Origin of the sequence: Bradyrhizobium sp. SPXBL-02 (assembly GCF_051853065.1) — a bacterium.
Lineage (GTDB): Bacteria > Pseudomonadota > Alphaproteobacteria > Rhizobiales > Xanthobacteraceae > Bradyrhizobium.
The window spans coordinates 7,873,467-7,895,337 of sequence record NZ_CP182474.1; the positions used below are offsets into that span (position 1 = coordinate 7,873,467).

A 21,871-nucleotide genomic window follows, 5' to 3' on the forward strand; every position below is an offset into this window, starting at 1 on the left:
CGTTTCCGTAATGTGACGGCCCGCCCCTCGCGGAACCGATCCAAAACCATTATCTTGCCCCACATCTTCCGATAATGGACGGACGCATGACCAATCCTGCCACGACCTCCCTGCTCGACCGCGCCAATCTCGACCGCGACCAGGTTCGCAGCGAGGTCGCGCGCGGGCTCTCGGGCGCTGACGACGGCGAACTGTTCCTGGAATACAGCCAGACCGAAGCGCTGATGTTCGACAATGGGCGGCTGAAGCAGGCGACCTACGACACCTCGCAGGGTTTTGGCTTACGCGCGGTCAAGGATGACGCGGTCGGTTACGCGCATTCCTCGGACGTGTCGCTGCCGGCGCTGATTCGCGCGGCCGACGCGGTTGCGGCCGTGCGCGGCGGCTACTCCGGCAGCTTCTCGGCGCCGCCCCCGCATACCAATGTCCGCCTCTATGGCGACGACAATCCGCTGGATGCGCCGGGCTTCGAGACCAAAGTAAAACTGCTCGCCGAGATCGACGCTTACCTGCGCGACAAGGATCCGCGGGTACGGCAGGTCAGCGTCAGCCTGGGCGCGACCTGGCAGGTCGTCGAGATCCTGCGGCCCGACGGCGAGAGCTATCGCGACGTCCGTCCGCTGGTGCGCGTCAATATCTCGGTCGTCGCCGGCCAGGGCGATCGCCAGGAGAGCGGCAGCAAGGGCTATGGCGGCCGCGCCGGCTATGCCGAATTCATCGAGAGCAAGAACTGGCGCGAGGCCGCCGACGGCGCGCTGCGCGAGGCGCTGGTCAATCTGGAATCGATTCCGGCTCCCGCCGGCGAGATGGACGTCGTGCTGGGCGCCGGCTGGCCCGGCGTGATGCTGCATGAAGCCGTCGGCCATGGCCTCGAAGGCGACTTCAACCGCAAGAAGGCGTCGGCCTTCGCCGGCCTGATGGGCCAGCAGGTCGCGGCCAAGGGCGTCACCGTGGTCGACGACGGCACCATTGCCTCGCGCCGCGGCTCGCTCTCGATCGATGACGAGGGCACGCCGACCAACCGCACCGTGCTGATCGAGGACGGCATCCTGGTCGGCTACATGCAGGACCGCCAGAACGCGCGGCTGATGAACATGAAGCCGACCGGCAACGGCCGCCGCCAGGGCTATGCCCATGTGCCGATGCCGCGCATGACCAACACCTACATGCTCGCGGGCGACCGCGACCCGGCCGAGATCATCGCCTCGGTGAAGAACGGCGTGTTCGCCGCGAATTTCGGCGGCGGTCAGGTCGACATCACCTCGGGCAAGTACGTGTTCCAGTGCACCGAGGCCTACAAGATCGAGAACGGCAAGATCGGAGCGCCGCTCAAAGGCGCCATGCTGATCGGCAACGGGCCGACCGATTTGCATCGCATCCGCATGATCGGCAACGACCTCGCGCTAGATACCGGCATCGGCACCTGCGGCAAGAACGGCCAGGGCGTGCCTGTCGGCGTCGGCCAGCCGTCGCTGCTGATGGAGCGCATCACGGTGGGTGGAACGGGCGCATGAGCATCGAAAAGGCAACGGTCACCCCGAAGCGGAAGACTAGCGGCTGGGGCGGCCAACTCGTGCAGCTCGCCGGCATCGTCGCCGCCGTGTTCATCGCCAAGGGCGCGCTCGCCGAGCCGTTCTACGTGCCGTCGGGCTCGATGGAGCCGACGCTTCTGATCGGCGATGCGCTGCTCGCCTCGAAATTCCCCTATGGCTACGGCACCTCGTCGCTGCCGATTCAGATCAGCCTGCCCGAGAGCGGCCGCGTCTTCGCGGAGACGCCGAAGCTCGGCGACGTCGTCGTGTTCCGCTGGCCCGGCGATCGCTCGCAGGCCTGGGTCAAGCGCGTCGTGGGTCTGCCCGGCGACCGCATCCAGATGCGGCAGGGCCAGCTTTTCATCAATGACCGTCCGGCCGAGCTGAAGCCCGATGGCGTCGGCGCCGCCGAGGACGACCATGGCGGCAGCGAGCCCGCCTATCGTTATGTCGAGACGCTGCCGAACGGCGTCTCGCATCTGATCTTCAAGATGCGCGACAGCGGTCCGCTCGACAACACGCCCGAGGTGACGGTGCCGGCAGGGCATCTGTTCGTGCTCGGCGACAACCGCGACAATTCGGCCGACAGCCGCGTGCCGCTGCGCTCCGGCGGCGTCGGCCTGTTGCCGATCGACAATCTGATCGGCCGTGCGGACGCAGTGGTCGGCTCCTGGGATCTCGGCATGCGTAGCCAGCCGGTGTGGACCTGGCTGTCCGGATTCAGGCTGGCGCGATTCTTCACCGCCGTGCACTGAGCGGTAACGTAGATCGGTAGGGTGGGCAAAGCGGAAGCGTGCCCACCACATCTGTCGTAACGTGGAGAGATGGTGGGCACGACGCGCGAAGAGCGCGCCTTTGCCCACCCTACGATTTCCGATGACCCGCGACGAATTCCTCGCGCTCGCCTTGCGCAATCCGGTCAACGCCGCGATCCTCGACGAGCTGCACCGGCTTGCGCTAGCGGATGCGTGGCTGGTGTCGGGATGCCTGGTGCAGACGGTGTGGAACGTGCTCACGGGCCGCCCGATCGATCACGGCATCGCCGATTACGACGTGTTCTATTTCGACCCCGACACATCGTGGGAGGCCGAGGATGCGGTGATCCGCACCCTCCATGCGCGCCTCGCGCATCTCGGTGCCAAGATCGAGGTGCGCAACCAGGCCCGCGTGCACGTGTGGTACCCCGCCAAGCACGGCCTGCCCTATCCGCCGCTGAGCAGCTCGAGGGAAGGCATCGACCGCTTCCTCACGCAGAACACGCAAATCGGGATGAGACGCAAGGGCGATGGCTACGAGGTCTACGCGCCGCACGGCTTCGACGATGTCGCGGGGTTGATCACGCGTCCCAATCCGGGTGCGAATTTCTCTGCGGCGAACTATGCGGCGAAGGCCGCGCGCTGGAAGGCGCTGTGGCCGGAGATCACGGTGGTTGCAGCGGAGTGAGATCTCGTAGGGTGGGCAAAGCGAAGCGTGCCCACCACCTCGTGCAATGGCTGAACGATCGTGGGCACGGCGCTGCGCGCCTTTGCCCACCCTACGACAGCAATGACGGCGGTGAGAGCTGCGCCTATCGCACCACGCCCGACGTGAACCCCGCCTTCCTTCGCGGCGGCTTGATTTCCTTCTTCAGGAAACAGCGTGCCTCACGGCCGGTGTAGCCGGGGCGGGCATAGGTGAAGGCGCGGCATTTGTTGTCGGCGGTGCAGGCGGCCTTGCAGGCCTCGACGCCGTCGCCGTCCTTGATCTCGAAATTGCGCAAGTCGCCGCCGGGCCGGTCGATCGACGTCTCGACGCCCTCGACGCGCGGCTCGATCACGCCGGCCCCGCGCACCCCGGAGATACAGCAACTTCCCGGCACGCGCGTCGGCACCGTGTTCTTCAGCCAGCACACCGCCGAGCCGCCTTCGACGTCGGGATAGTTGAAGCTCCAGGAGCGGCAGCGGCGATCGCGCTCGCACAGCAGCGCGCAATCCTCGGGATCGCCCGAGGTGACGGGCGTACTGAAATAGTCGCCGCCGGGCCGATCGAAGGCGGTCTGGGCAGGCGCCGGCACGCTCGCAAATGCAAGCGAAAGCAGCATGACACATGCCGCGGCGCTGGCCATGACGGCCCCGGACAGGCGGCCCTTCCCCATCGGAACAGCTTTCGAGTTATTGACGACGCTCAGGTTTTTTCAGCCGGTCATTTGATCGCCGCAAACCTGTATGGGCGATGAACGGCTGAAATCCAGGATCTCTGGGTCTCAGAGGTCTAGAACGCGTATTCCGCGTAGGCTGGTTCCACCGAGCCCTTCCAGGGTCCGTTGAATTTATCCAGCATTTCCTCGGCCGGCGTCCGGCCGGCATCGATAATGCGGTCGAGCGGCTCGAGATGCCGCGTTTCGTCGCGGCCGAGCTGGTCGATCCGGCCGCGCCGGCGTAAGCCGGCATGGGCCAGAATCAGGCACTCCTTGGCGATCTCGAACAGGTAGCGGTCCTTGATCCGCGCCTTGAAGCCCATGCGCGGCACGTCGTCGCGCAGGGCCTGGCGTTCATGCGAGGTCCAGTGCTTCACCAGGTCCCAGGCGGCATCGAGCGAAGCATCGTCGTAGAGCAGCCCGACCCAGAACGCCGGCAGTGCCGGCAAGCGGCCCCACGGGCCGCCATCGGAGCCGCGCATCTCGAGATAACGCTTGAGCCGCACTTCGGGGAAGATCGTCGAGAGGTGGTTGGCCCAGTCCGACAAGGTCGGACGCTCGCCGGGAAGATTGTTGTTGCGGCCGTTGAAGAAAGCGCGGAACGAGGAGCCCGAGACGTCGATATATTCCTCGCCGCGCTTGACGAAATACATGGGCACGTCCAGCGCGTAATCGACATAGCGCTCGAACCCCATGCCGTCTTCGAACGCCCACGGCATCATGCCCGAACGGGCATTGTCGGTGTCGCGCCAGATTTCGGAGCGGAAGGAGAGGAAGCCGTTCGGCTTGCCCTCGGTGAACGGCGAATTGGCGAACAAGGCGGTTGCGACCGGTTGAAGCGCGAGCGAGACGCGCAGCTTCTTGACCATGTCGGCTTCGGAGGAGAAATCGAGATTGGTCTGTACCGTGCAGGTCCGATACATCATGTCGAGGCCGTATTGACCGACCTTCGGCATGTAATTGGTCATGATCTTGTAGCGGCCCTTGGGCATCACCGGGATGTCGGCGCGCGACCAGGACGGCGTCATGCCGAGCCCGAGGAAGCCGATGCCGAGCGGCGTTGCGATCTCGCGCACCTGCGCCAAGTGCGCCATCAGCTCGCTCTGGGTCTGGTGCACGTTCTCGACCGGCGCGCCGGAGAGCTCGAACTGTCCGCCGGGCTCGAGCGAGATCGCGCCGCCGCCGGTGACGTCGTAGAGGCCGATGATGTTGCCCTGCTCCATGATCGGCTCCCAGCCGAGCAGGAGCTTCATGCCTTCGAGCAGCGCGCCGATGCCGCGCGCGCCCTCGTAAGGCACCGGACGATGGCCCTCGAGCGTGAACGGCGTCTTCTCGTGCTCGGTGCCCATGCGGAATTCGGACGGGTCCTTGCAGCCGGCCTCGAACCACGCGACGAGCTCGTCGCGCGATTGCAGGGGCGTCATGTCGATCTGGTCTCGCGCCATATCAAACTCTAATCAAAAGCGCTTCGACCGAACGCGCGCGGGTGACAGGGACGGCCCGCGAACCCACCGGGGTGCACGGGCGAGCGGATTTGCCGCGCGATCATCGCGACGGCATGCTTTCGTTGGCGGCGGCGGGCGGCAGTTTCATCTCGCCGCAGGAGCAGCCCAGGCGGTCGAGCAGATTGCTGAGCTTGACGGCGTCGGCGTCCGACAGCTTCGAACCGACATATTTCTCGATCGCGGCCGAATAGGCGCCCCACATCCGCTTCTGCAGCTCGCGGCCGGCTTCGGTGATCTCGACGAACTGGCCGCGCTTATCGATCTTGCATTCGCGCCGCGAGGCGAGGCCCTCGTCGACCAGGCGGTCGATCAGCCGCGAGGTCGAATATTGCGGGATCAGCATCTGCCGCTCGAGCTCGACCGGCCGCAGCTCGCCCGAGGGCGCCCGCGACAGTTCGAGCAGCGCGTCATACCAGGCCAGCGGGGGGAAGCCGGCCTTCTTCAAGTCCTGCTCGACGCAATCGAGCACGCGGCTCTGCACCCGCATCAAGCGGATCCAGGCGGCGGTTGCCTCGGTCGATGGTTTGCGTTTCATGGTCCCGCTCAAGCTCGTCGCCCGTCTCTTACTCCATTCGATGCACCTGCATCAATCTTGACTATTTCAAGCAGGTGCATGTAGTCGTTCTTTCGGCCGAACCAAGCGTCAGGGGAAGGAAATTCCTCGAAACCGGACGGTTTGCCCGGTGTGTGCCCGCCGTCTCCCCACATCGTGCTCCTGGAGGCCGGCCCGCCCTATGGCCTGGTCGAGGTCGGTATCGGCGCCAAGAGCCCGAAATGGTGAGGATTATCTGAAGCTGAGCCCCTTGGGGCCAGGTCCCTCCGCTGGGCCTCGACAGCAATGAGATCGTGACGGAAGGCCAAGTGATTGTCCAGATGATCGCCCATCAGGTCTGGTCCGCCGTTCGCGAAGCACGACCGGCGGGACGACGAAGCGCCGGATCGATGATTCGGCCCTTTGCTTGCGTCATTTGCTAAATCCGAAGATGCGCGATGCGCTGACGCCGATTTTACGAGCATTGTCCGGGTTAACAATAACTCCGCGTTGTGCGCTCCGAGGACGTCACCATCCTTGTGAGAGCAATGCTCTTGGCTCAGCTTCAGCGCGGGACAGGACGCTGACCGTCGGACCGGAAAAACTATCGTGGCGACTGTACTCCTCCTCCTGCTCGCGAGCGCAATCACCGGCTTGGCGACAGGGCTATTCTTTCGGGTCTGGACTCTATTGCTGGTCTCGCCGGCGACTGCGATCCTTGCCGCGACGGTTCTTCAGACCTCGGGCTTTGGATTCTGGACAGGCGTTCCAATCGTCGTCGGTTGCCTGATTGCCGGCCAGGTCGCCTATTTGGCGGCGACGTTCTACGTGCACAGAGGTGAGCTTTCAGTGCAGGACGAGATCGACGGCGAACCAGGCAAGCACGGCCAACGCCACATCAAAGACGAGGACGAGTAGGACCAGGCCGACCCACGAAGGAATTTTTCTGCGCCACCGGAGGAGCCGGCGGCGCGGCCACGGCCGACCAGGCAGCAACAAGGGGGCGTATCTTACCGCAACGCCGGCTGCGCTGTCTTGAGACACCGTGGAAATCATTGCGGGACACCTTCAATGTCGATGGGCCATCCGGTCGTTCATCAGCAAGAGCGGTGCCAGGGTGGAGCGAGCGTGGCCGGGGTGGAGATTGGGTGCTGGTATCTGACGGAAGCGCATCAAGCCGTGTCACAAGGCACAAGGCAGAGCGGCCAAGTCGATGATCCAGCCCCTTCATCGTGAACCACTTGATCAACGGCAACGTCGAAGGAACATCCCCAGGAGACAATTGCCTCCATGAACATGATCGTCCTCATGACCGCCGCCGGCGCGCCGCTTGCGATGCTCGGGCTCTCGACGCCGGTGGCGCCGGAGCGCAATTGCATCTTCATGATCCATCCGCAGATCACCTCGGCCGTGTTCGAGAGCAAGGAAGGCAGGATCGTCTTTCCGGACCGGCCGACCGAATATCCCTGTCGCTACGCCAAAACGAAGAGCGGCGCGGACATCGCCTTCACCAACCAGAATGGCTGGCGCTTCGAGGTGCGCATCGGCCGCGGCGACGAAGGCAGCTGGAAGGCCAGTCTCGCCGACGATGCGGTATCGGGCCGCGCCTTCTCGCCGTTCGGTGAGCGCAAATAAAAAGGCCGGATCGATGATCCGGCCCTTTGTTCCTGCGTAGCCCCGACGCTTCCGTCAGGCCGCCGCCTTCTTCGGCGCGAAGCGGCCGTAGAAGGTCTCGCCCTTCGCCGCCATCTCCTCGAGCAGCTTCGGCGGGGTGAAGCGCGAGCCGTACTTCGCCTCCAGCTTGTGGCAGAGCTCGACGAACTTCTTCGTGCCCATGAAGTCGATGTAGGACAGCGTGCCGCCGGTGAACGGCGCGAAGCCGAAGCCGAGGATCGAGCCGACATCGGCCTCGCGCGGATCGGTGATGACGTGATCCTCGACGGTGCGCGCGGCCTCCACCGCCTGCACTACCAGGAAGCGCTGCTTCAGCTCCTCGATGTCAAGCGTATCGGGGTCGAGTTGCTTCGGCTGCAGCGCGGAGAGACCCGGCCACAGGCTCTTCTGGCCCTTGCCCTTCTCGGGGTAATCGTAGAAGCCCTTGCTGTTCTTGCGGCCGAGACGGCCCTGCTTCTCGACCATCTCCACCATCAGCTTCTTCTGATCGGGATTGATGGCGTTGGGGCCAAGGTCGGCTTCAGTCGCCTTCATGATCTTGAGGCCGAGGTCGAGTGCGACCTCGTCCGAGAGCGAGAGCGGGCCGACCGGCATGCCGGCCATCTTGGCGCAGTTCTCGATCATCGCGGGCGGCACGCCCTCCAGGAACATCTCGTTGCCTTCGGCGACGTAACGGCCGACGCAGCGGTTGGCGAAGAAGCCGCGGGAGTCGTTGACCACGATCGGCGTCTTGCCGATCTGGCGGACATAGTCGAGCGCGGTCGCGAGCGCGACGTCGCCGGTGTTCTTGCCGAGGATGATTTCGACCAGCATCATCTTCTCGACCGGCGAGAAGAAGTGGATGCCGATGAACTTGCCCTGATCCCTAAAGCTCTCGGCCAGCGAGGTGATCGGCAATGTCGAGGTGTTGGAGGCGAAGACCACGTCGGGCTTCAGATATTGCTGCGCCTTGGCGAAGGTCTCCGCCTTGACCTTGCGGTCCTCGAACACGGCCTCGATGACGAGGTCGACGTCCTTCAGCGCCGCATAGTCCGCGGTCGGCGTGATGCGCGCGAGCAGCGCTTCGGCGTCCGCAGGCTTGGCGCGGCCCTTCTTGATCTGCTCCTCGATCACCTTCTGCGCATGCGCCTTGCCCTTGTCGGCGCTCTCCTGGTCGCGGTCGATCAGGACGACGTCGAGGCCGGCGCGCGCCGAGACGTAGCCGACGCTGGCGCCCATGAAGCCGGCGCCGATCACGGCGATCTTCTTCACCTTGGTTGCGGGAACATCCTTCGGACGGCGCGCGCCCTTGTTGAGCTCCTGCATCGACAGGAACAGGCTGCGGATCATCGCGGCCGCTTCCTTCGAGCGCAGCACCGAGGTGAAGTAGCGCGACTCCACGCGCAGCGCCGCGTCGATCGGCAGCTGCAGGCCTTCATAGACGCAGCTCATGATCGCCCGCGCGGCCGGGTAATTGTCGTAGGTTTCGCGGCGATAGATCGCGTTGCCGGCCGGGAACATCATCATGCCGGCCTTGGAGAACACCGGACCGCCCGGGAGCTTGAAGCCCTTCTCGTCCCAGGGCGCGATCGCCTTGCCGCCGCCCTTGATCCAGTCCTTCGCCGCCTTGATGAGATCGGCGGCCGGAACGATGGCGTGGATCAGGTTCAGCGCCTTGGCCTTGTCGACCGTAACAGGATCGCCCTTGAGCAGGATCGTCATCGCGTCCTGCGGCGGCACCAGGCGCGGCACCCGCTGCGTGCCGCCGGCACCGGGGAAGAGGCCGACCTTGACCTCGGGCAGGCCGAGGCGGGTCTTGGGATTCTCGGCCGCGACGCGGTAGTGGCAGCACAGCGTGATCTCGAAACCGCCGCCGAGCGCGAGGCCGTTGATCGCCGCCGCCCACGGCTTGCCTGAGGTTTCGATTCCGCGCAGCACCTGCGAGAAGCGCCGGCTCTGGTCGAACAGCATCTGGTTCGCCGCGGTCTCGCCCTGCTCCTTGAAGACCTTCGCATAGGCCTGGTTCATGCCTTCGAGCATGGACAGGTCCGCGCCGGCGCAGAATGCTTCCTTGGCCGAGGTGATGACGACGCCCTTCACCGCGGCGTCGGCCGTGGTCGCCTTGACGATCGCCTCGAGCTCGTTCGTGGAGGTCTCGTCGAGCACGTTCATGGAACGGCCCGGGATGTCCCAGGTGACGAGCGCGATGCCGTCTGCGTCGGTCTCAACCTTGAAGTTCTTGTACGACATGTTGGTTGCTCCCTACCCTTACACGCGCTCGATGATGGTCGCGGTGCCCATGCCGCCGCCGATGCACAGCGTGACGAGGGCGGTGGACTTGTTGGTGCGCTCGAGCTCGTCGAGCACGGTGCCGAGGATCATCGCGCCGGTCGCCCCCAAGGGATGGCCGAGCGCGATCGCGCCGCCATTGACGTTGATCTTGGCATTGTCGATGTCGAAGGCCTGGATGTAGCGCAGCACGACCGAGGCGAAGGCCTCGTTGAGCTCGAACAGGTCGATGTCCGACTTCTTCATGCCGGAACGCGCAAACAGCTTCTCGGTGACGTCGACCGGACCGGTCAGCATCATCGCCGGCTCCGAGCCGATGTTGGCGAAGGCACGGATTTTTGCGCGCGGCTTCAGGCCGTACTTCGCACCCGCCTCCTTGCTGCCCAGCAGCACGGCGCCGGCGCCGTCGACGATGCCCGAGGAATTGCCGGCATGGTGCACGTAATTGACGCGCTCGATCTCCGGGTGCGACTGGATCGCAACGCCGTCGAAGCCGCCCATCTGCGCCATCATCGTGAACGAGGGCTGCAGCTGAGCCAGCGACTGCATCGTCGTCGAGGGACGCATATGCTCGTCCTTGGCGAGGATGGTGAGTCCGTTGATGTCCTTCACCGGCACCACGGACTTGTTGAAGCGGCCTTCGTCCCAGGCTTTGCCGGCGCGCTGCTGGCTCTGCACGGCGTAGGCGTCGACGTCGTCGCGCGAGAAGCCGTATTTGGTGGCGATCAGGTCGGCCGAGACGCCCTGCGGCATGAAGTAAGCCGGCACCGCCATCGAGGGATCCATCGGCCAGGCTCCGCCGGATGCACCGATGCCGACGCGGCTCATCGACTCGGCGCCGCCGCCGATCACGAGCTCATGCTGGCCGCTCATGATCTGCGCCGCGGCGAAGTTCACGGCATCGAGGCCGGAGGCGCAGAAGCGACTGATCTGCACGCCCGGCACGGCTTCGCCGAGACCGGCCTTCAGCGCCGCGAAGCGCGCGATGTCGGAGCCCGCTTCGCCGACCGGATCGACCACGCCGAGCACGACGTCATCGACCGAATCCTCGGGAAGGTTGTTGCGGTCCTTCAGCGCCTTCAGCGGCACGGTCGCGAGCGCGAGCGCAGTGACTTCGTGCAGCGCGCCGTCCGCCTTGCCGCGGCCGCGCGGGGTGCGAACGTGGTCGTAGATGAATGCCTCAGGCATGACGCCCTCCTGATGTGATGTTCGATACGATTGGGAGCAGGCAGCGGAAGCAGGCTCAGAACGCTTCCGCCGGCAATTCCATGATGGTGGCGCAGCCGGCCTGGATGCGCGCCAGATTGGCCGCGGTCTCCGGCAGCATCCGCTCCATGAAGAAACGGCCGGTGACGAGCTTGGTCGAGAGATAGGGCGTCGCCCCGCTCTCGGCAATCTTCCCTAGCGTCACCTTGGCCATCCGCGCCCACATGTAGCCGAGCGCGACGAAGCCGAAGAGATGCAGGTAGTCGGTCGCGGCGGCACCGGCATTGTCAGGCTTGGCCATCGCGTTCTGCATCAGCCAGGTCGTCGCCTGCTGCAGATGGCCGAGCGAGGTGGAGAGCGGGGTGATGAAGGGCTTCAGCGCCTCGTCGCCGCCGTTCTCCTTGGCGAAGGCCATGACCTCGCCGAAGAAGGCCATGATGGCGCGGCCGCCGTCACGGGGCAGCTTGCGGCCGACCAGGTCGAGCGCCTGGATGCCGTTGGCGCCTTCATAGATCATGGCGATGCGCGCATCGCGCACGAACTGCTCCATGCCCTGCTCGGCGATGTAGCCGTGGCCGCCGTACATCTGCTGCGCCTGCACCGCGTTGGCGAAGCCGTAATCGGTGAGGAAGCCCTTCAGCACCGGCGTCATCAGGCCCATGTGGTCGTCGGCGGCCTGGCGGTCCTTGGGATCCTCGGAGCGGTGGGCGACGTCGCTCTTCAGCGCGGTCCACATCACGAAGGCACGCGCGGCCTCGTTGAAGGCGCGGATCGAGAGCAGCGTGCGGCGCACGTCCGGATGCACGATGATCGGGTCGGCCTGCTTGTCCGGCGCCTTGGCGCCGGTGAGCGCGCGGCCCTGGATGCGCTCGCGGGCATAGGCGACCGCGTTCTGATAGGCAACCTCGGACTGCGCGAGGCCCTGCACGGCGACGCCGAGCCGGGCCTCGTTCATCATCACGAACATGCCCTGCATGCCCTTGTTCTCTTCACCGATCAGCCAGCCGGTGGCGTTGTCGTAGTTCATCACGCAGGTCGAATTGCCGTGGATGCCCATCTTGTGCTCGATCGAGCCGCAGACGACGCCGTTGCGGGCGCCGACCGAACCGTCGGCGTTGACGAGGAACTTCGGCACCACGAATAGCGACACGCCCTTGATACCGGCCGGCGCGCCCTCGATGCGGGCGAGCACGAGGTGGATGATGTTGTCGGCGAGATCGTGCTCACCGGCCGAGATGAAGATCTTGGTGCCCGTGATCTTGAAGCTGCCGTCGGCCTGGCGCACGGCCTTGGTGCGGAGCATGCCGAGATCGGTGCCGCAATGCGGCTCGGTGAGGTTCATGGTGCCGGTCCATTCGCCGGCCACCATCTTCGGCACGTAGGTCTTCTTCTGCTCAGGCGAGCCGTGCACCAGAAGCGCCGCGGTCGCGCCCATGGTGAGGCCGCCATACATCGAGAACGCCATGTTGGCGGAGATCTGGAATTCGTTGACGGCTTGCGAGAGCGTCACCGGCAGGCCCTGGCCGCCATATTCGGTCGGCGCCGACAGGCCGAGCCAGCCGCCCTCGACGACCTGCTTGAAGGCCTCCTTGAAACCCTTCGGCGTGGTGACGCTGCCGTCTTCACCGCGCTTGCAGCCTTCGAGATCGCCGACGCGGTTGAGCGGCTGCAGCACCTCTTCGGCGAGCTTGGCGGCTTCGCCGAGAATGGCCTCGCGCACGTCGCTCGACGCATCTGAGAAGCCGGCGAGGTTGTCGTAGCGGTCGATCTGGAAGACGTCGTTGAGCAGGAAGTTCACGTCTTCGACGGGGGCTTTATAGATCGGCATGGGGGTCTCCCGGCGTAGGGCTTTTAGGGGTGATGTTGAGCTTATGATTGGGCGGCGGCAAGCTGCTCCGCCATCAGGCGGTGCAGCATGTTGATCGCCTTGAGCGGTCGCACCATCACCTTGAAATGGGTGATGCGGCCCTCGGCATCGAAGCTGATGATGTCGACGCCGTTGATCTCGATGCCGTCGATGACATTCTTGAATTCGAGCACGGCGCCATTGTCGCTGCGCCATTCACCGACATAGGTGAAGCCGGGACCGCCGAGCACCTTCTCGGCGCTGGAGAGGTATTTGAAGGTGATGTCGCGGCCGGCTTGCGGCGTGTGCACGACGGGGCTTTCGAACACGGCGTCGGGATGCAGGAGGTCCCAGAGCGCGGCGCGGTCGTGCGACTTCATGTAGGCGTACCAGGAATCGAGGCCGGTCATTCTCAGGTGCCTCCCTAGGCTAAGGGCAAAAGTCTCGAAAACAACCCCATGCACAGTAGAGATGTGATTGAATTCGCTTGATTATTCAGTCGGGCCTCTGGCCCGCCTGCAGGCTGCCTCATATGCACATTGACGCATATGCGCCGATGCGCATAAAGTCAAGCAGCTTGGTCAAACCTCAGAAGGAAGGCCAGTCATGGCACTGGGCGACGCAATCCTCGCATGCCTGACGGAACGCCCGATGACGGGCTACGAGCTCGCCAAGACGTTCGATTCCTCGATCGGCTTCTTCTGGAAGGCCGACCATCAGCAGATCTACCGCGAACTCTCCAAGCTGCGCGACCGCGGCTACATCCAGGGCCGCGAGGTGGTGCAGTCAGGCAAGCCCAACAAGCTGATTTATACGCTGACTCCCGAGGGCCGAACAGCACTGCGGCACTGGGCCGCGCGGCCAAGCACGCCGCCCTCGATCAAGGACGACCTCCTGGTGCGGCTGCATGCGCTCGACAGCATCGACATCGAGCCCATGCGCACCGACCTGATGGCCCGCCTGGAGCACCACCGCGACCGCCACGCCAATTATGAGCGCATCCTGAAGAAACGCTTTCCCGACGGCACGGCGGAAGGCCGGCTCGACCTCGGCAATCTGCTGCTGCTTCAGCTCGGCGCCCGCCACGAGCAGATGGTGGCGGACTTCTGCGAGGAGGCGCTGGAGGCGCTGTCGGCGATGAGCGGCAAGGCCACGGTGGTGCCGATCGAGGATGGCAAGCGCGAGAAGGGCTGAGACCCCTCGGTCAGGACATCCAGTCCCGCCTACTTGAAAGCTGTTGCGACACTTGTCATATTGAATACGACAAGTGGCGAGACCGCCCATGAACCAAGTCGCTCAATCTCCTGACGTTGCCCGGCTGGCAGCAGTTGCCCGACTTCTCGGAGGGACCGCCACCTTCCGGAAGATGCCGCGGAGCCCGCTGGAGGCTCACGAAATCCTCTTGAACGGACTTCCGTCCAAGGCGCTGCTGCATTTCGTCGACAACCTCGTGTTTCTGCGCTGGGACGATTCCTTCGCCAGGGCGATCGGAATGAGCCACCGCACCTATCAGCGCCACACTGCGGAAAACATCAGACAGCTCAGCCCCGAGCAGAGCGGCCGCGCCTGGAAGCTCGCTGAGATATTGGCCAAGGCGACGGCGGTTTTCGGATCGAAGGATGAGGCCGAGCAATGGCTGGAGCGCCCGGCGATCGGCCTCGATCAGCGCAAGCCGATCGACCTGCTGGCGACGCCCGCCGGCGTCGAGCTCGTCGAAGAGCTTCTGGCGCGGCTCGAATACGGCGTTTACGCGTGACGCCGCTTCCGGCCGCGCTCGGAGGCTCCGAGCTGGTGGCCTGGCGTCTGGATCAATCCAAATATGCAGCGACCTGGGACGGCGGAGAGGGCGCGTTTCTCGTCGGTGGTCGCTGGAACAGCAAAGGCGTTCGCGCGGTGTATTGTTCGATCGATCCCGCGACGGCGATCTTGGAAGTCGCCGTCCATAAGGGATTTCGCGCGTTGGACATGGTCTCCCATGTGATGACGTCCGCGACCATCGATCCGGCCGGCGTCTTCGTGGTCGAGCCCGGCACTGTTCCAAATCCCAATTGGCTGAGACCAGGCATACCCAGTGCCGGCCAGCAGGCATTCGGGGATGAGCTGCTTGCAAGACACAGCTTTGTCGTGATCCCGAGTGTGGTCTCGACGGCAAGCTGGAACCTGATCTTCATCGCCGCAAATGCCGCCGGCGCCTATAAGCTGCAATCGCAGGACCCGTTTGCGCTGGACACGCGCCTGCATCCCCCGGGCCGCTAGGTGCGCTCTCCGATGAGCGGCAAGGCCACGGTGGTGCCGCTGGAGGATGGCAAGCGCGAGAAGGGCTGAGACGGCGGCCAACGACGCTACGGCGTGCTGCCGCCACATCCACCGGTGTCATGCCCCGCGAAGGCGGGGCATCCCGTACTCCGTGACGGCGCGGCTGGAATCGAGCCGCCGCGGCGTACTGGATCGCCCGCTCTCGCGGGCGATGACAGCGGAGTGTGTGGCGAGAGCACGCCGCCTAAAGGTGCAGCGACGTCACTCCCGGCAGCCCCAGTTCCCGCCGCCCAACTTTAAGACAGCCGCGCCGCGTTCCTTAACCCGTTATTTACCGTAACAGGAAAAAGTCGGTTTTCGAGGCAGACGACCCGCGCCAAATTCGATTGTCTTTACAACCGGCACGCGTGGGGAAGCTGGAGGCGCCGGGTGGGGTGCCGAAGTCGGAACCGGACAGAGTCATGAATTCGCGCGTATCGTGGAGTGTTGACGGCATCGATCCATCCGTCCGGGAGCGGGCCGAGGCCGCTGCGCGTCGTGCTGGCATGTCGCTCAACGATTGGCTGAACTCCACGCTCGGCGAAACTGCCCCGCCCAATTTTCGCGGACCTTACGATCAGCGTCCGCAGCACATGCCAAGCCAGGAGAGCCGCGAAGTCGCCGACATCCACCAGCGGCTCGACGCGATCACCCAGCAGATCGAGCGGATCTCAAAACCCGCGCCGCGCCAAGACTCCTCGCGCCAAGACTCCTCAAGACCAGACGTCTCGCGCGAGCAGGGCGTCGCGCGCCAGCTCAACGACGCAATCTCGCGGCTCGACGCGCGCCTGTCGCAGATCTCCCGCCCGCAGCGGCAACCGCCGCAGCCGCAAGCCCCGCGCCCCACCCCGGCCGAGGCGCGCCAGCGCCAGGCCGATGCCGTCGAGCGCGCAGCCGCGCAGGTCTATCGCAGCTCACCACCTCTGAGCCCGGCTTCGTTCGACGTCGCGGTCGCCGAGATCACGGCGCGCCAGAGCGAGCTCGACGGCTTTACGCCGAGGCAAATGCCGCCGCGTGCCGCGCCGTCGCTCGCGCCAACGGCTGCTTACGCGCCGCCGATGGCGCCACCCGCCCCTGCCTACGCGCCGCCGCCACCGCAGCCGGCGCCGGATTTTTCCTCGCTCGAGCGCCATCTGCTCAAGATCACGAGCCAGATCGAATCGCTGCAGCGGCCCGACAATACCGAGCAGGCCATCAATGCCTTCCGCAGCGAGCTGGCCGAAATCCGCGCCGCCATCACCGAGGCGATGCCGCGGCGCGCGATCGAATCGATCGAGAACGAGATCCGCTCGCTGCATCGCCGGATCGACGAAACCCGCTCCAACGGCACCGACGGGCAGGTTCTCGCCGGCATCGAGCGCGCACTGTCCGACATCAAGCAGGTGCTGCGCACGCTGACGCCGGCCGAGCAGCTCACCGGCTACGACGAGGCGATCCGCAATCTCGGCGCCAAGCTCGACCTGATCCTGCGCGCCAATGACGATCCCTCGACCGTGCAGCAGCTCGAGGGCGCGATCTCGGCGCTGCGCGCCATCGTCTCCAACGTCGCATCCAACGAGGCGCTCGCGCGTTTGTCCGAAGACGTGCAGCTGCTGTCGTCCAAGGTCGACCAGATCACCCGCGCCTCCGGTCACGGCGACAGCTTTGCGGTGCTGGAGCAGCGCATCGCGGCGCTCACCGCCGCGCTGGAAACGCGCGAGCGGCCGCAGCCGTCCGAGAGCACCGAGCATCTCGAAGCTGCGATCCGCGCGCTGTCGGACCGGTTCGACCGCATGCAGGTCGGCAACGATTCCGCCTCGACCTTCGCCCATCTCGAGCAGCGGGTCTCGTATCTGCTGGAGCGGATCGAGGCCGCCGCCGATCCGCGCAACGGCAATTTGAGCCGCGTCGAGGACGGGCTGCACGACATCCTCAGGCACCTGGAACGGCAGCAGGCGACCTATGCCGCGCTGGCCGAGAGCCGCAGCTCCGCAGCCCCGCCCGATTCCGGCATGGTCGATCTCGTCAAGCGCGAGCTCTCCGACATCCGCTTCAGCCAGGCCGAGACCAACCGGCACACCCAGGACTCGCTCGAGGCCGTCCACAGCGCGCTCGGCCACGTCGTCGATCGCCTCTCGATGATCGAGGGCGATCTGCGCGCGGTGCGCACCGCGCCGCCTCCCCCCGCCCCGCAGCCGATGCCGATGCCGATGGCGGCTCCGATGGAGCCGGCGCCGATGGCGCGCGAGCCGCGGCCGCAGCCGCAAGCACAGCCGCCGAAATACGATCCGAAGCCCGAGCTGCCCAATCCCGCTGCCGCGCAGCCAGCGCCGGCCGCCTTCGTCGCCGCGCCGCGCGAATTCCACGCCGCCACCCCCGCCGCGCCACCACCCGTGCCGGCGGCACCGCCGGTTCCGCCGCGTGCGATCAGCGAGATCCTGGAGCCGCACACCGCGCGCGCTGCACTCGCGCCGGAACTGCCGCCGGATCACCCGCTCGAGCCGGGCACCCGGCCGGGCGGACGCCTCGCCTCGCCGTCGGAACGCATCGCCGCCTCCGAGAGCGCGATCAGCGAAATTGCCGCCGCACCGAAGGAGCCGGTGTCGTCGTCGAGCTTCATCGCCGCCGCCCGCCGCGCCGCGCAGGCCGCCGCCGCGCAGCCGCCCGAGAAGCCGGCCCGTGGCGCCAAGGCCGCGATCGCCCGCGCCAAGGAGAAGGGCCAGGAAGGTGGCTCGACCATCACCTCGAAGATCCGCTCGCTGCTGGTCGGCGCGAGCGTGGTCGTGATCGTGCTCGGCACCTTCAAGATGGCGATGAACCTGCTCGAAGGCGGCAGCCTGTCACCGACGCCGCAGGCGATGCAAAACATTCCGAGCGAGCCGGCACCGCAGCCCGCGCCACCGCCGGTCGAGACCAAGCCGGCCGCGCCGGAACAGATCACCCCGTCGATGACCTCGCCGACACCGCTCGGACGGCAGTCGCAGAACAACGCCGCGCCGGCGCCCATTCCCCATTCCGGCAGCGCGGCCTCGGTTGAAATCCCGCAAGCGCCTGCCGCGGCGGTGCCGCCGCCGGCTTCCAGCGACGTCACCGGCGCGCTGTCGGGCAGCAGCCGCGCCAGGCTTGGCGTGATTCAGGTGCCGCCGAGCGAGAAGCTGCCTGACGGCATCGGCGGCCCGGCCCTGCGCACTGCCGCGATGAAGGGCGATGCGACCGCGGCCTACGAGATCGGCGTGCGCTTTGCCGAAGGCAAGGGCGTCGCCACCAATTACGACGAAGCGGCGAAGTGGTACGACCGCGCGGCGCAGGCCGGGGTCGTCCCCGCAACCTTCCGTCTCGGCACGCTCTACGAAAAGGGCCTCGGGGTGAAGAAGGACGCCGACATCGCGCGCCGCTACTACACCCAGGCCGCCGAGCGCGGCAACGCCAAGGCGATGCACAATCTCGCCGTGCTCGATGCCGACGGCGGCGGTCGCGGCGCCAATTACAAGAGCGCGGCGCAGTGGTTCCGGAAAGCGGCCGATCGCGGTGTCGCCGACAGCCAGTTCAACCTCGGCATCCTCTATGCCCGCGGCATCGGCGTCGAGCAGAACCTCGCCGAATCCTACAAATGGTTCAGCTTAGCTGCCGCCCAGGGCGATGCGGATGCCGCCGGCAAGCGTGACGACGTCGCCAAGCGCCTCGACCCGCAATCGCTCGCCGCCGCCAAGCTCGCGATCCAGACCTTCAGCGCCGAGCCGCAGCCCGACGATGCCGTCAACGTTGCGGCCCCGAACGGCGGCTGGGACAGCGCACCGCAAGCCAGCGCCAAGCCGGCCCCGAAGCCAATCGCGACCAAGCGCTCGGCATCAGCGGCGCATTGAGCCGCATCGCATTCGATCCGACGCGGCGACACCTCCAACCCTCCCCCGCAAGCGCTGGGCTACCACATATGACTTGTGGCGGCGGCCTGCGCGCACGCCTCGTCCTTCGAGACGGCGCTGACGCAGCCTCCTCAGGATGAGGCTAGTCAGCGTCTGTGCCCGTTGAAACTGCTGCCGCGCACTCCGCCCTCATCCTGAGGAGCCCGCGAAAGCGGGCGTCTCGAAGGATGGCCGCGGAGAAGAACTCCCATATGCGCTAGCCCCGTGTAAGCGGGAGAGGGCTGGGGGTATCAGCTCGCAACTTTTGCATTCTGCCGGGAAATCGCTATTTTCCGCGGCCCGGAGGCCCCTGATGTCCGTTATCGATCTAGCCGCAAACCCGAGCGAGTTGCGTGCGCTCGCCGAACAATCCAACGCCTGGCCGTTCGAGCAGGCGAAGGCCATTGTCGCGCGGCTGAAGAAAAGCCCGAAGGACGAGGTTCTGTTCGAGACCGGCTACGGTCCGTCCGGACTGCCGCATATCGGCACGTTCGGCGAGGTGGCGCGCACCTCGATGGTGCGCCACGCCTTCCGCGTGCTCACCGAGGACAAGATCAGGACGCGCCTCTTGGCGTTCTCCGACGACATGGACGGCTTCCGCAAGGTGCCCGACAACGTTCCGAACAAGGAGATGCTGGCGGAGCATCTCGGCAAGCCGCTGACGCGGGTGCCCGATCCGTTCTCCAACGAGTACCCGTCGTTCGGCCACCACAACAATGCGCGGCTGCGCGCCTTCCTCGATCATTTCGGCTTCGACTACGAGTTCGCGAGCTCGACCGACTATTACACGTCCGGCCGCTTCGACGCGACGCTGCTGAAGATGCTGGCCGCCTACGACAAGATCATGGCGATTATCCTGCCGACGCTGGGACCGGACCGCCGCGCGACCTATTCGCCGTTCCTGCCGATCAGCAAGACCACCGGCGTCGTGCTGCAGGTGCCGATGATCCGCCGCGACGTCGCGGCTGGCACGGTGACCTATGTCGATCCCGACACCAACCAGGAAGTCGAGACGCCCGTCACCGGCGGCAACGTCAAGTGTCAGTGGAAGGCCGACTGGGCGATGCGCTGGGTCGCGCTCGGCGTCGACTACGAGATGGCCGGCAAGGACCTGATCGATTCCGTGAAGCTGTCCGGCGCGATCGCAAGAGCGCTCGGCGCCACGCCGCCGGAAGGCTTCAACTACGAGCTCTTCCTCGACGAGAAGGGCCAGAAGATCTCGAAGTCGAAGGGCAACGGCCTCACCATCGACGAATGGCTGCGCTACGCCTCGCCGGAATCGCTGTCGCTGTTCATGTATCGCGAGCCGAAGGCGGCCAAGCGGCTGTATTTCGACGTCATCCCGCGCAACGTCGACGACTACCAGCAATTCCTCGACGGCTTTCCGAAGCAGGACGGCAAGCAGCAGCTCGGCAATCCGGTCTGGCACATCCACAACGGCAGGCCGCCGCAGGGCGACATGCCCGTCACCTTCCAGCTGCTCCTGACGCTGGTGTCGTCGTCGAACGCGGAGAACGCCGAGACGCTGTGGGGCTTCATCGGGCGCTATCGTCCGGGCGTCAGCCCGCAGACGCATCCGAAGCTGGATGCGATGGTCGGCTACGCCATCAACTACTACCGTGACTTCGTCGCGCCGACGAAGCAGTTCCGCGTGCCTGATGACAGCGAGCGCAGGGCGCTGCAGGACCTGCGCGATGCGCTCTCGCAGCTGGCGCAGGACGCCTCGGCCGAGGAGATCCAGAACGTCGTCTACGAGATCGGCCGCCGCGAGCCGTTCCTCGACCAGGTCAAGAAGGGCAAGGACGGCCGCCCCGGCGTGACGCTGGACTGGTTCAACATGCTCTACCAGGTGCTGCTCGGCCAGGAGAAGGGCCCGCGCTTCGGCTCCTTCGTCGCGGTCTACGGCGTGCAGAACGCGGTGAACATGATCGACGGCGCGCTGGCGAGGAGCGCGTGACCCACTCCACTGTCATCGCCCGGCTTGACCGGGCGATCCAGTACGCCGCGGCAGATGTGATGAATCGAGAAGCCGCGGCTTACTGGATTCCCCGCCTACGCGGGGAATGACCTTGAACTACGTAGCGAAGCCGCGGTGTGACGCACTCAAATCGATCGCAGCACGTAGCGGCGGTTGTCCTTCTGCACCGGGCGCGCATTCATCGGGTAGAGCTTTGCGAACGCGGCGACATCGCTCGCCGCCACCTGGATCGGGGTGGTCAGCAACAGCCACTCGACCACTTCCGAGCAGGGCGGCGTCGTCAGCGAGCCGGGATAGCGGTAATAGCTGAGCTTCGGCGGCAGCATGGCGAGCGGATCGATGCTCGCATCGGCCTTCACCGCGGGCCCTTCCGCCGCCGGCATGGTCTTGATGATCTTGGCGAAGGATGCGTTCGGCCTGCCCTCGGTCATGAGCACGCCGACCACGGCGAGCCCGCCGGCGTCGTTGCGATGGACGAAATGCGCCTCCATCGGAAAATTCTTGCCGCCGATCATGTGCTCGCTGGGCCGGTGGAAGTGCACCTGGAGCAGCTTGTACTTGACGTCGCCGAGCATCAGCGTGCTGCCTTCGGCGAAGTTGAGCTGGATGGTGTGCCCGTTGTTGACGATGGTGTCGGCGCTCTTGCCCCAGCTCAGCTTCAGAACCGGCAGTTGCGACTTGATCGTCGCCTCGATGTCGATCGGCGATTGCTGCAGGCCGACCGCGCAGGCTTTGTTGGCCGCCTCGAGATCGCCCCATTTGGCCGGGCCGCCGGCGCCCTCATAGCTCCAATGCGCGCCTTCGGCGGCGAAGCCCGGCTTGCACAACGGACAAAGTGCGAGACCCGCCAGGGCCTTCAATGCGTGGCGGCGATTCATCGTATTCCCCCTCGAGATGAACTTGGTCGGCAACAGGTGCGCAACCTATGCGAGAGGCGTGGTGAGTCGCAATGGCGGTCGCAACGCGAACTGCGTCATG

At 65.7% G+C, this 21,871-nt stretch carries 18 protein-coding genes and 1 pseudogene; 11 read left to right on the forward strand and 8 right to left on the reverse strand.

What is annotated here, in order from left to right; genetic code table 11:
• Nucleotides 1–86 precede the first annotated feature (86 nt).
• From tldD to ACNJYD_RS36600, 3 genes are all read left to right on the forward strand, one after another.
• Complete coding sequence (tldD, locus tag ACNJYD_RS36590; protein WP_439364832.1) at nt 87–1,514, forward strand: metalloprotease TldD; 1,428 nt, start codon at nt 87–89, stop codon at nt 1,512–1,514.
• On the forward strand, nt 1,511–2,287 hold the full coding sequence (gene lepB / locus ACNJYD_RS36595; protein ID WP_172786072.1) for a signal peptidase I: 777 nt from the start codon (nt 1,511–1,513) through the stop codon (nt 2,285–2,287). The genes tldD and lepB overlap by 4 nt, the downstream gene beginning before the upstream one ends.
• A 121-nt stretch (nt 2,288–2,408) precedes the next feature.
• A complete protein-coding gene (locus ACNJYD_RS36600; RefSeq protein ID WP_439364833.1) occupies nt 2,409–2,975 on the forward strand; it encodes a nucleotidyltransferase family protein in 567 nt (188 codons plus the stop codon).
• 124 nt (nt 2,976–3,099) lie between these two features.
• On the opposite strand, the gene ACNJYD_RS36605 is transcribed toward ACNJYD_RS36600, so the two are convergent.
• The 3 genes from ACNJYD_RS36605 to ACNJYD_RS36615 all read right to left on the reverse strand — a co-directional run bounded on the left by ACNJYD_RS36605 (nt 3,100) and on the right by ACNJYD_RS36615 (nt 5,748).
• The gene (locus tag ACNJYD_RS36605; protein ID WP_439364834.1) at nt 3,100–3,666 is read right to left on the reverse strand and encodes a PAN domain-containing protein; all 567 of its coding nucleotides are present in this window, start codon (nt 3,664–3,666) and stop codon (nt 3,100–3,102) included.
• 116 nt (nt 3,667–3,782) lie between these two features.
• Nucleotides 3,783–5,153, reverse strand: coding sequence for a glutamate--cysteine ligase (locus ACNJYD_RS36610; RefSeq protein ID WP_172786075.1), 1,371 nt, complete (start codon nt 5,151–5,153; stop codon nt 3,783–3,785).
• A 100-nt stretch (nt 5,154–5,253) separates the two neighbouring features.
• Entirely contained in the window at nt 5,254–5,748 is a 495-nt protein-coding gene (locus ACNJYD_RS36615) for a MarR family winged helix-turn-helix transcriptional regulator (protein ID WP_172786076.1), read from the reverse strand.
• A 141-nt stretch (nt 5,749–5,889) separates the two neighbouring features.
• Here ACNJYD_RS36615 and ACNJYD_RS36620 point away from each other — a divergent pair.
• From ACNJYD_RS36620 to ACNJYD_RS36630, 3 genes and pseudogenes are all read left to right on the forward strand, one after another.
• Nucleotides 5,890–6,110 (forward strand): annotated as a pseudogene (locus ACNJYD_RS36620) (glutathione S-transferase N-terminal domain-containing protein); the annotation flags it as partial.
• 244 nt (nt 6,111–6,354) lie between these two features.
• Nucleotides 6,355–6,663 carry a hypothetical protein gene (locus ACNJYD_RS36625; protein WP_257187553.1) on the forward strand — a complete coding sequence of 103 codons (309 nt, stop codon included), beginning with the start codon at nt 6,355–6,357 and terminating at the stop codon, nt 6,661–6,663.
• Nucleotides 6,664–7,035: 372 nt separating this feature from the next.
• Nucleotides 7,036–7,380, forward strand: a complete 345-nt coding sequence (locus ACNJYD_RS36630) for a hypothetical protein (RefSeq protein WP_212256136.1) — start codon at nt 7,036–7,038, stop codon at nt 7,378–7,380.
• A 54-nt stretch (nt 7,381–7,434) separates the two neighbouring features.
• On the opposite strand, the gene ACNJYD_RS36635 is transcribed toward ACNJYD_RS36630, so the two are convergent.
• From ACNJYD_RS36635 to ACNJYD_RS36650, 4 genes are read right to left on the reverse strand one after another with little or no spacing between them, the layout of a single operon-like run.
• Nucleotides 7,435–9,648: an FAD-dependent oxidoreductase gene (locus tag ACNJYD_RS36635; protein ID WP_439364835.1), complete on the reverse strand. Its 2,214-nt coding sequence runs from the start codon at nt 9,646–9,648 to the stop codon at nt 7,435–7,437.
• An 18-nt stretch (nt 9,649–9,666) separates the two neighbouring features.
• Nucleotides 9,667–10,875, reverse strand: coding sequence for an acetyl-CoA C-acetyltransferase (locus ACNJYD_RS36640; protein ID WP_172786079.1), 1,209 nt, complete (start codon nt 10,873–10,875; stop codon nt 9,667–9,669).
• A 55-nt stretch (nt 10,876–10,930) separates the two neighbouring features.
• Entirely contained in the window at nt 10,931–12,721 is a 1,791-nt protein-coding gene (locus ACNJYD_RS36645; protein WP_212256132.1) for an acyl-CoA dehydrogenase C-terminal domain-containing protein, read from the reverse strand.
• A gap of 41 nt (nt 12,722–12,762) precedes the next feature.
• The gene (locus ACNJYD_RS36650) at nt 12,763–13,149 is read right to left on the reverse strand and encodes a nuclear transport factor 2 family protein (RefSeq protein ID WP_212256130.1); all 387 of its coding nucleotides are present in this window, start codon (nt 13,147–13,149) and stop codon (nt 12,763–12,765) included.
• A 196-nt stretch (nt 13,150–13,345) separates the two neighbouring features.
• Here ACNJYD_RS36650 and ACNJYD_RS36655 point away from each other — a divergent pair, with 196 nt between their 5' ends.
• The 5 genes from ACNJYD_RS36655 (at nt 13,346) to ACNJYD_RS36675 (ending at nt 20,872) form a co-directional block, all read left to right on the forward strand.
• Nucleotides 13,346–13,933 carry a PadR family transcriptional regulator gene (locus tag ACNJYD_RS36655; RefSeq protein ID WP_036020538.1) on the forward strand — a complete coding sequence of 196 codons (588 nt, stop codon included), beginning with the start codon at nt 13,346–13,348 and terminating at the stop codon, nt 13,931–13,933.
• An 88-nt stretch (nt 13,934–14,021) separates the two neighbouring features.
• Nucleotides 14,022–14,495, forward strand: a complete 474-nt coding sequence (parS, locus tag ACNJYD_RS36660; protein ID WP_212256129.1) for a type II RES/Xre toxin-antitoxin system antitoxin — start codon at nt 14,022–14,024, stop codon at nt 14,493–14,495.
• A complete protein-coding gene (locus tag ACNJYD_RS36665; RefSeq protein WP_439364836.1) occupies nt 14,492–14,995 on the forward strand; it encodes an RES family NAD+ phosphorylase in 504 nt (167 codons plus the stop codon). Before parS ends, ACNJYD_RS36665 begins: the two co-directional genes overlap by 4 nt.
• A 461-nt stretch (nt 14,996–15,456) precedes the next feature.
• Nucleotides 15,457–18,876 carry a hypothetical protein gene (locus ACNJYD_RS36670; RefSeq protein WP_439364837.1) on the forward strand — a complete coding sequence of 1,140 codons (3,420 nt, stop codon included), beginning with the start codon at nt 15,457–15,459 and terminating at the stop codon, nt 18,874–18,876.
• A 352-nt stretch (nt 18,877–19,228) separates the two neighbouring features.
• The gene (locus tag ACNJYD_RS36675) at nt 19,229–20,872 is read left to right on the forward strand and encodes a lysine--tRNA ligase (RefSeq protein WP_439364838.1); all 1,644 of its coding nucleotides are present in this window, start codon (nt 19,229–19,231) and stop codon (nt 20,870–20,872) included.
• Between the two features lie 146 nt (nt 20,873–21,018).
• On the opposite strand, the gene ACNJYD_RS36680 is transcribed toward ACNJYD_RS36675, so the two are convergent.
• Nucleotides 21,019–21,771, reverse strand: coding sequence for a carbonic anhydrase (locus ACNJYD_RS36680; RefSeq protein ID WP_439364839.1), 753 nt, complete (start codon nt 21,769–21,771; stop codon nt 21,019–21,021).
• Nucleotides 21,772–21,871: the final 100 nt, after the last annotated feature.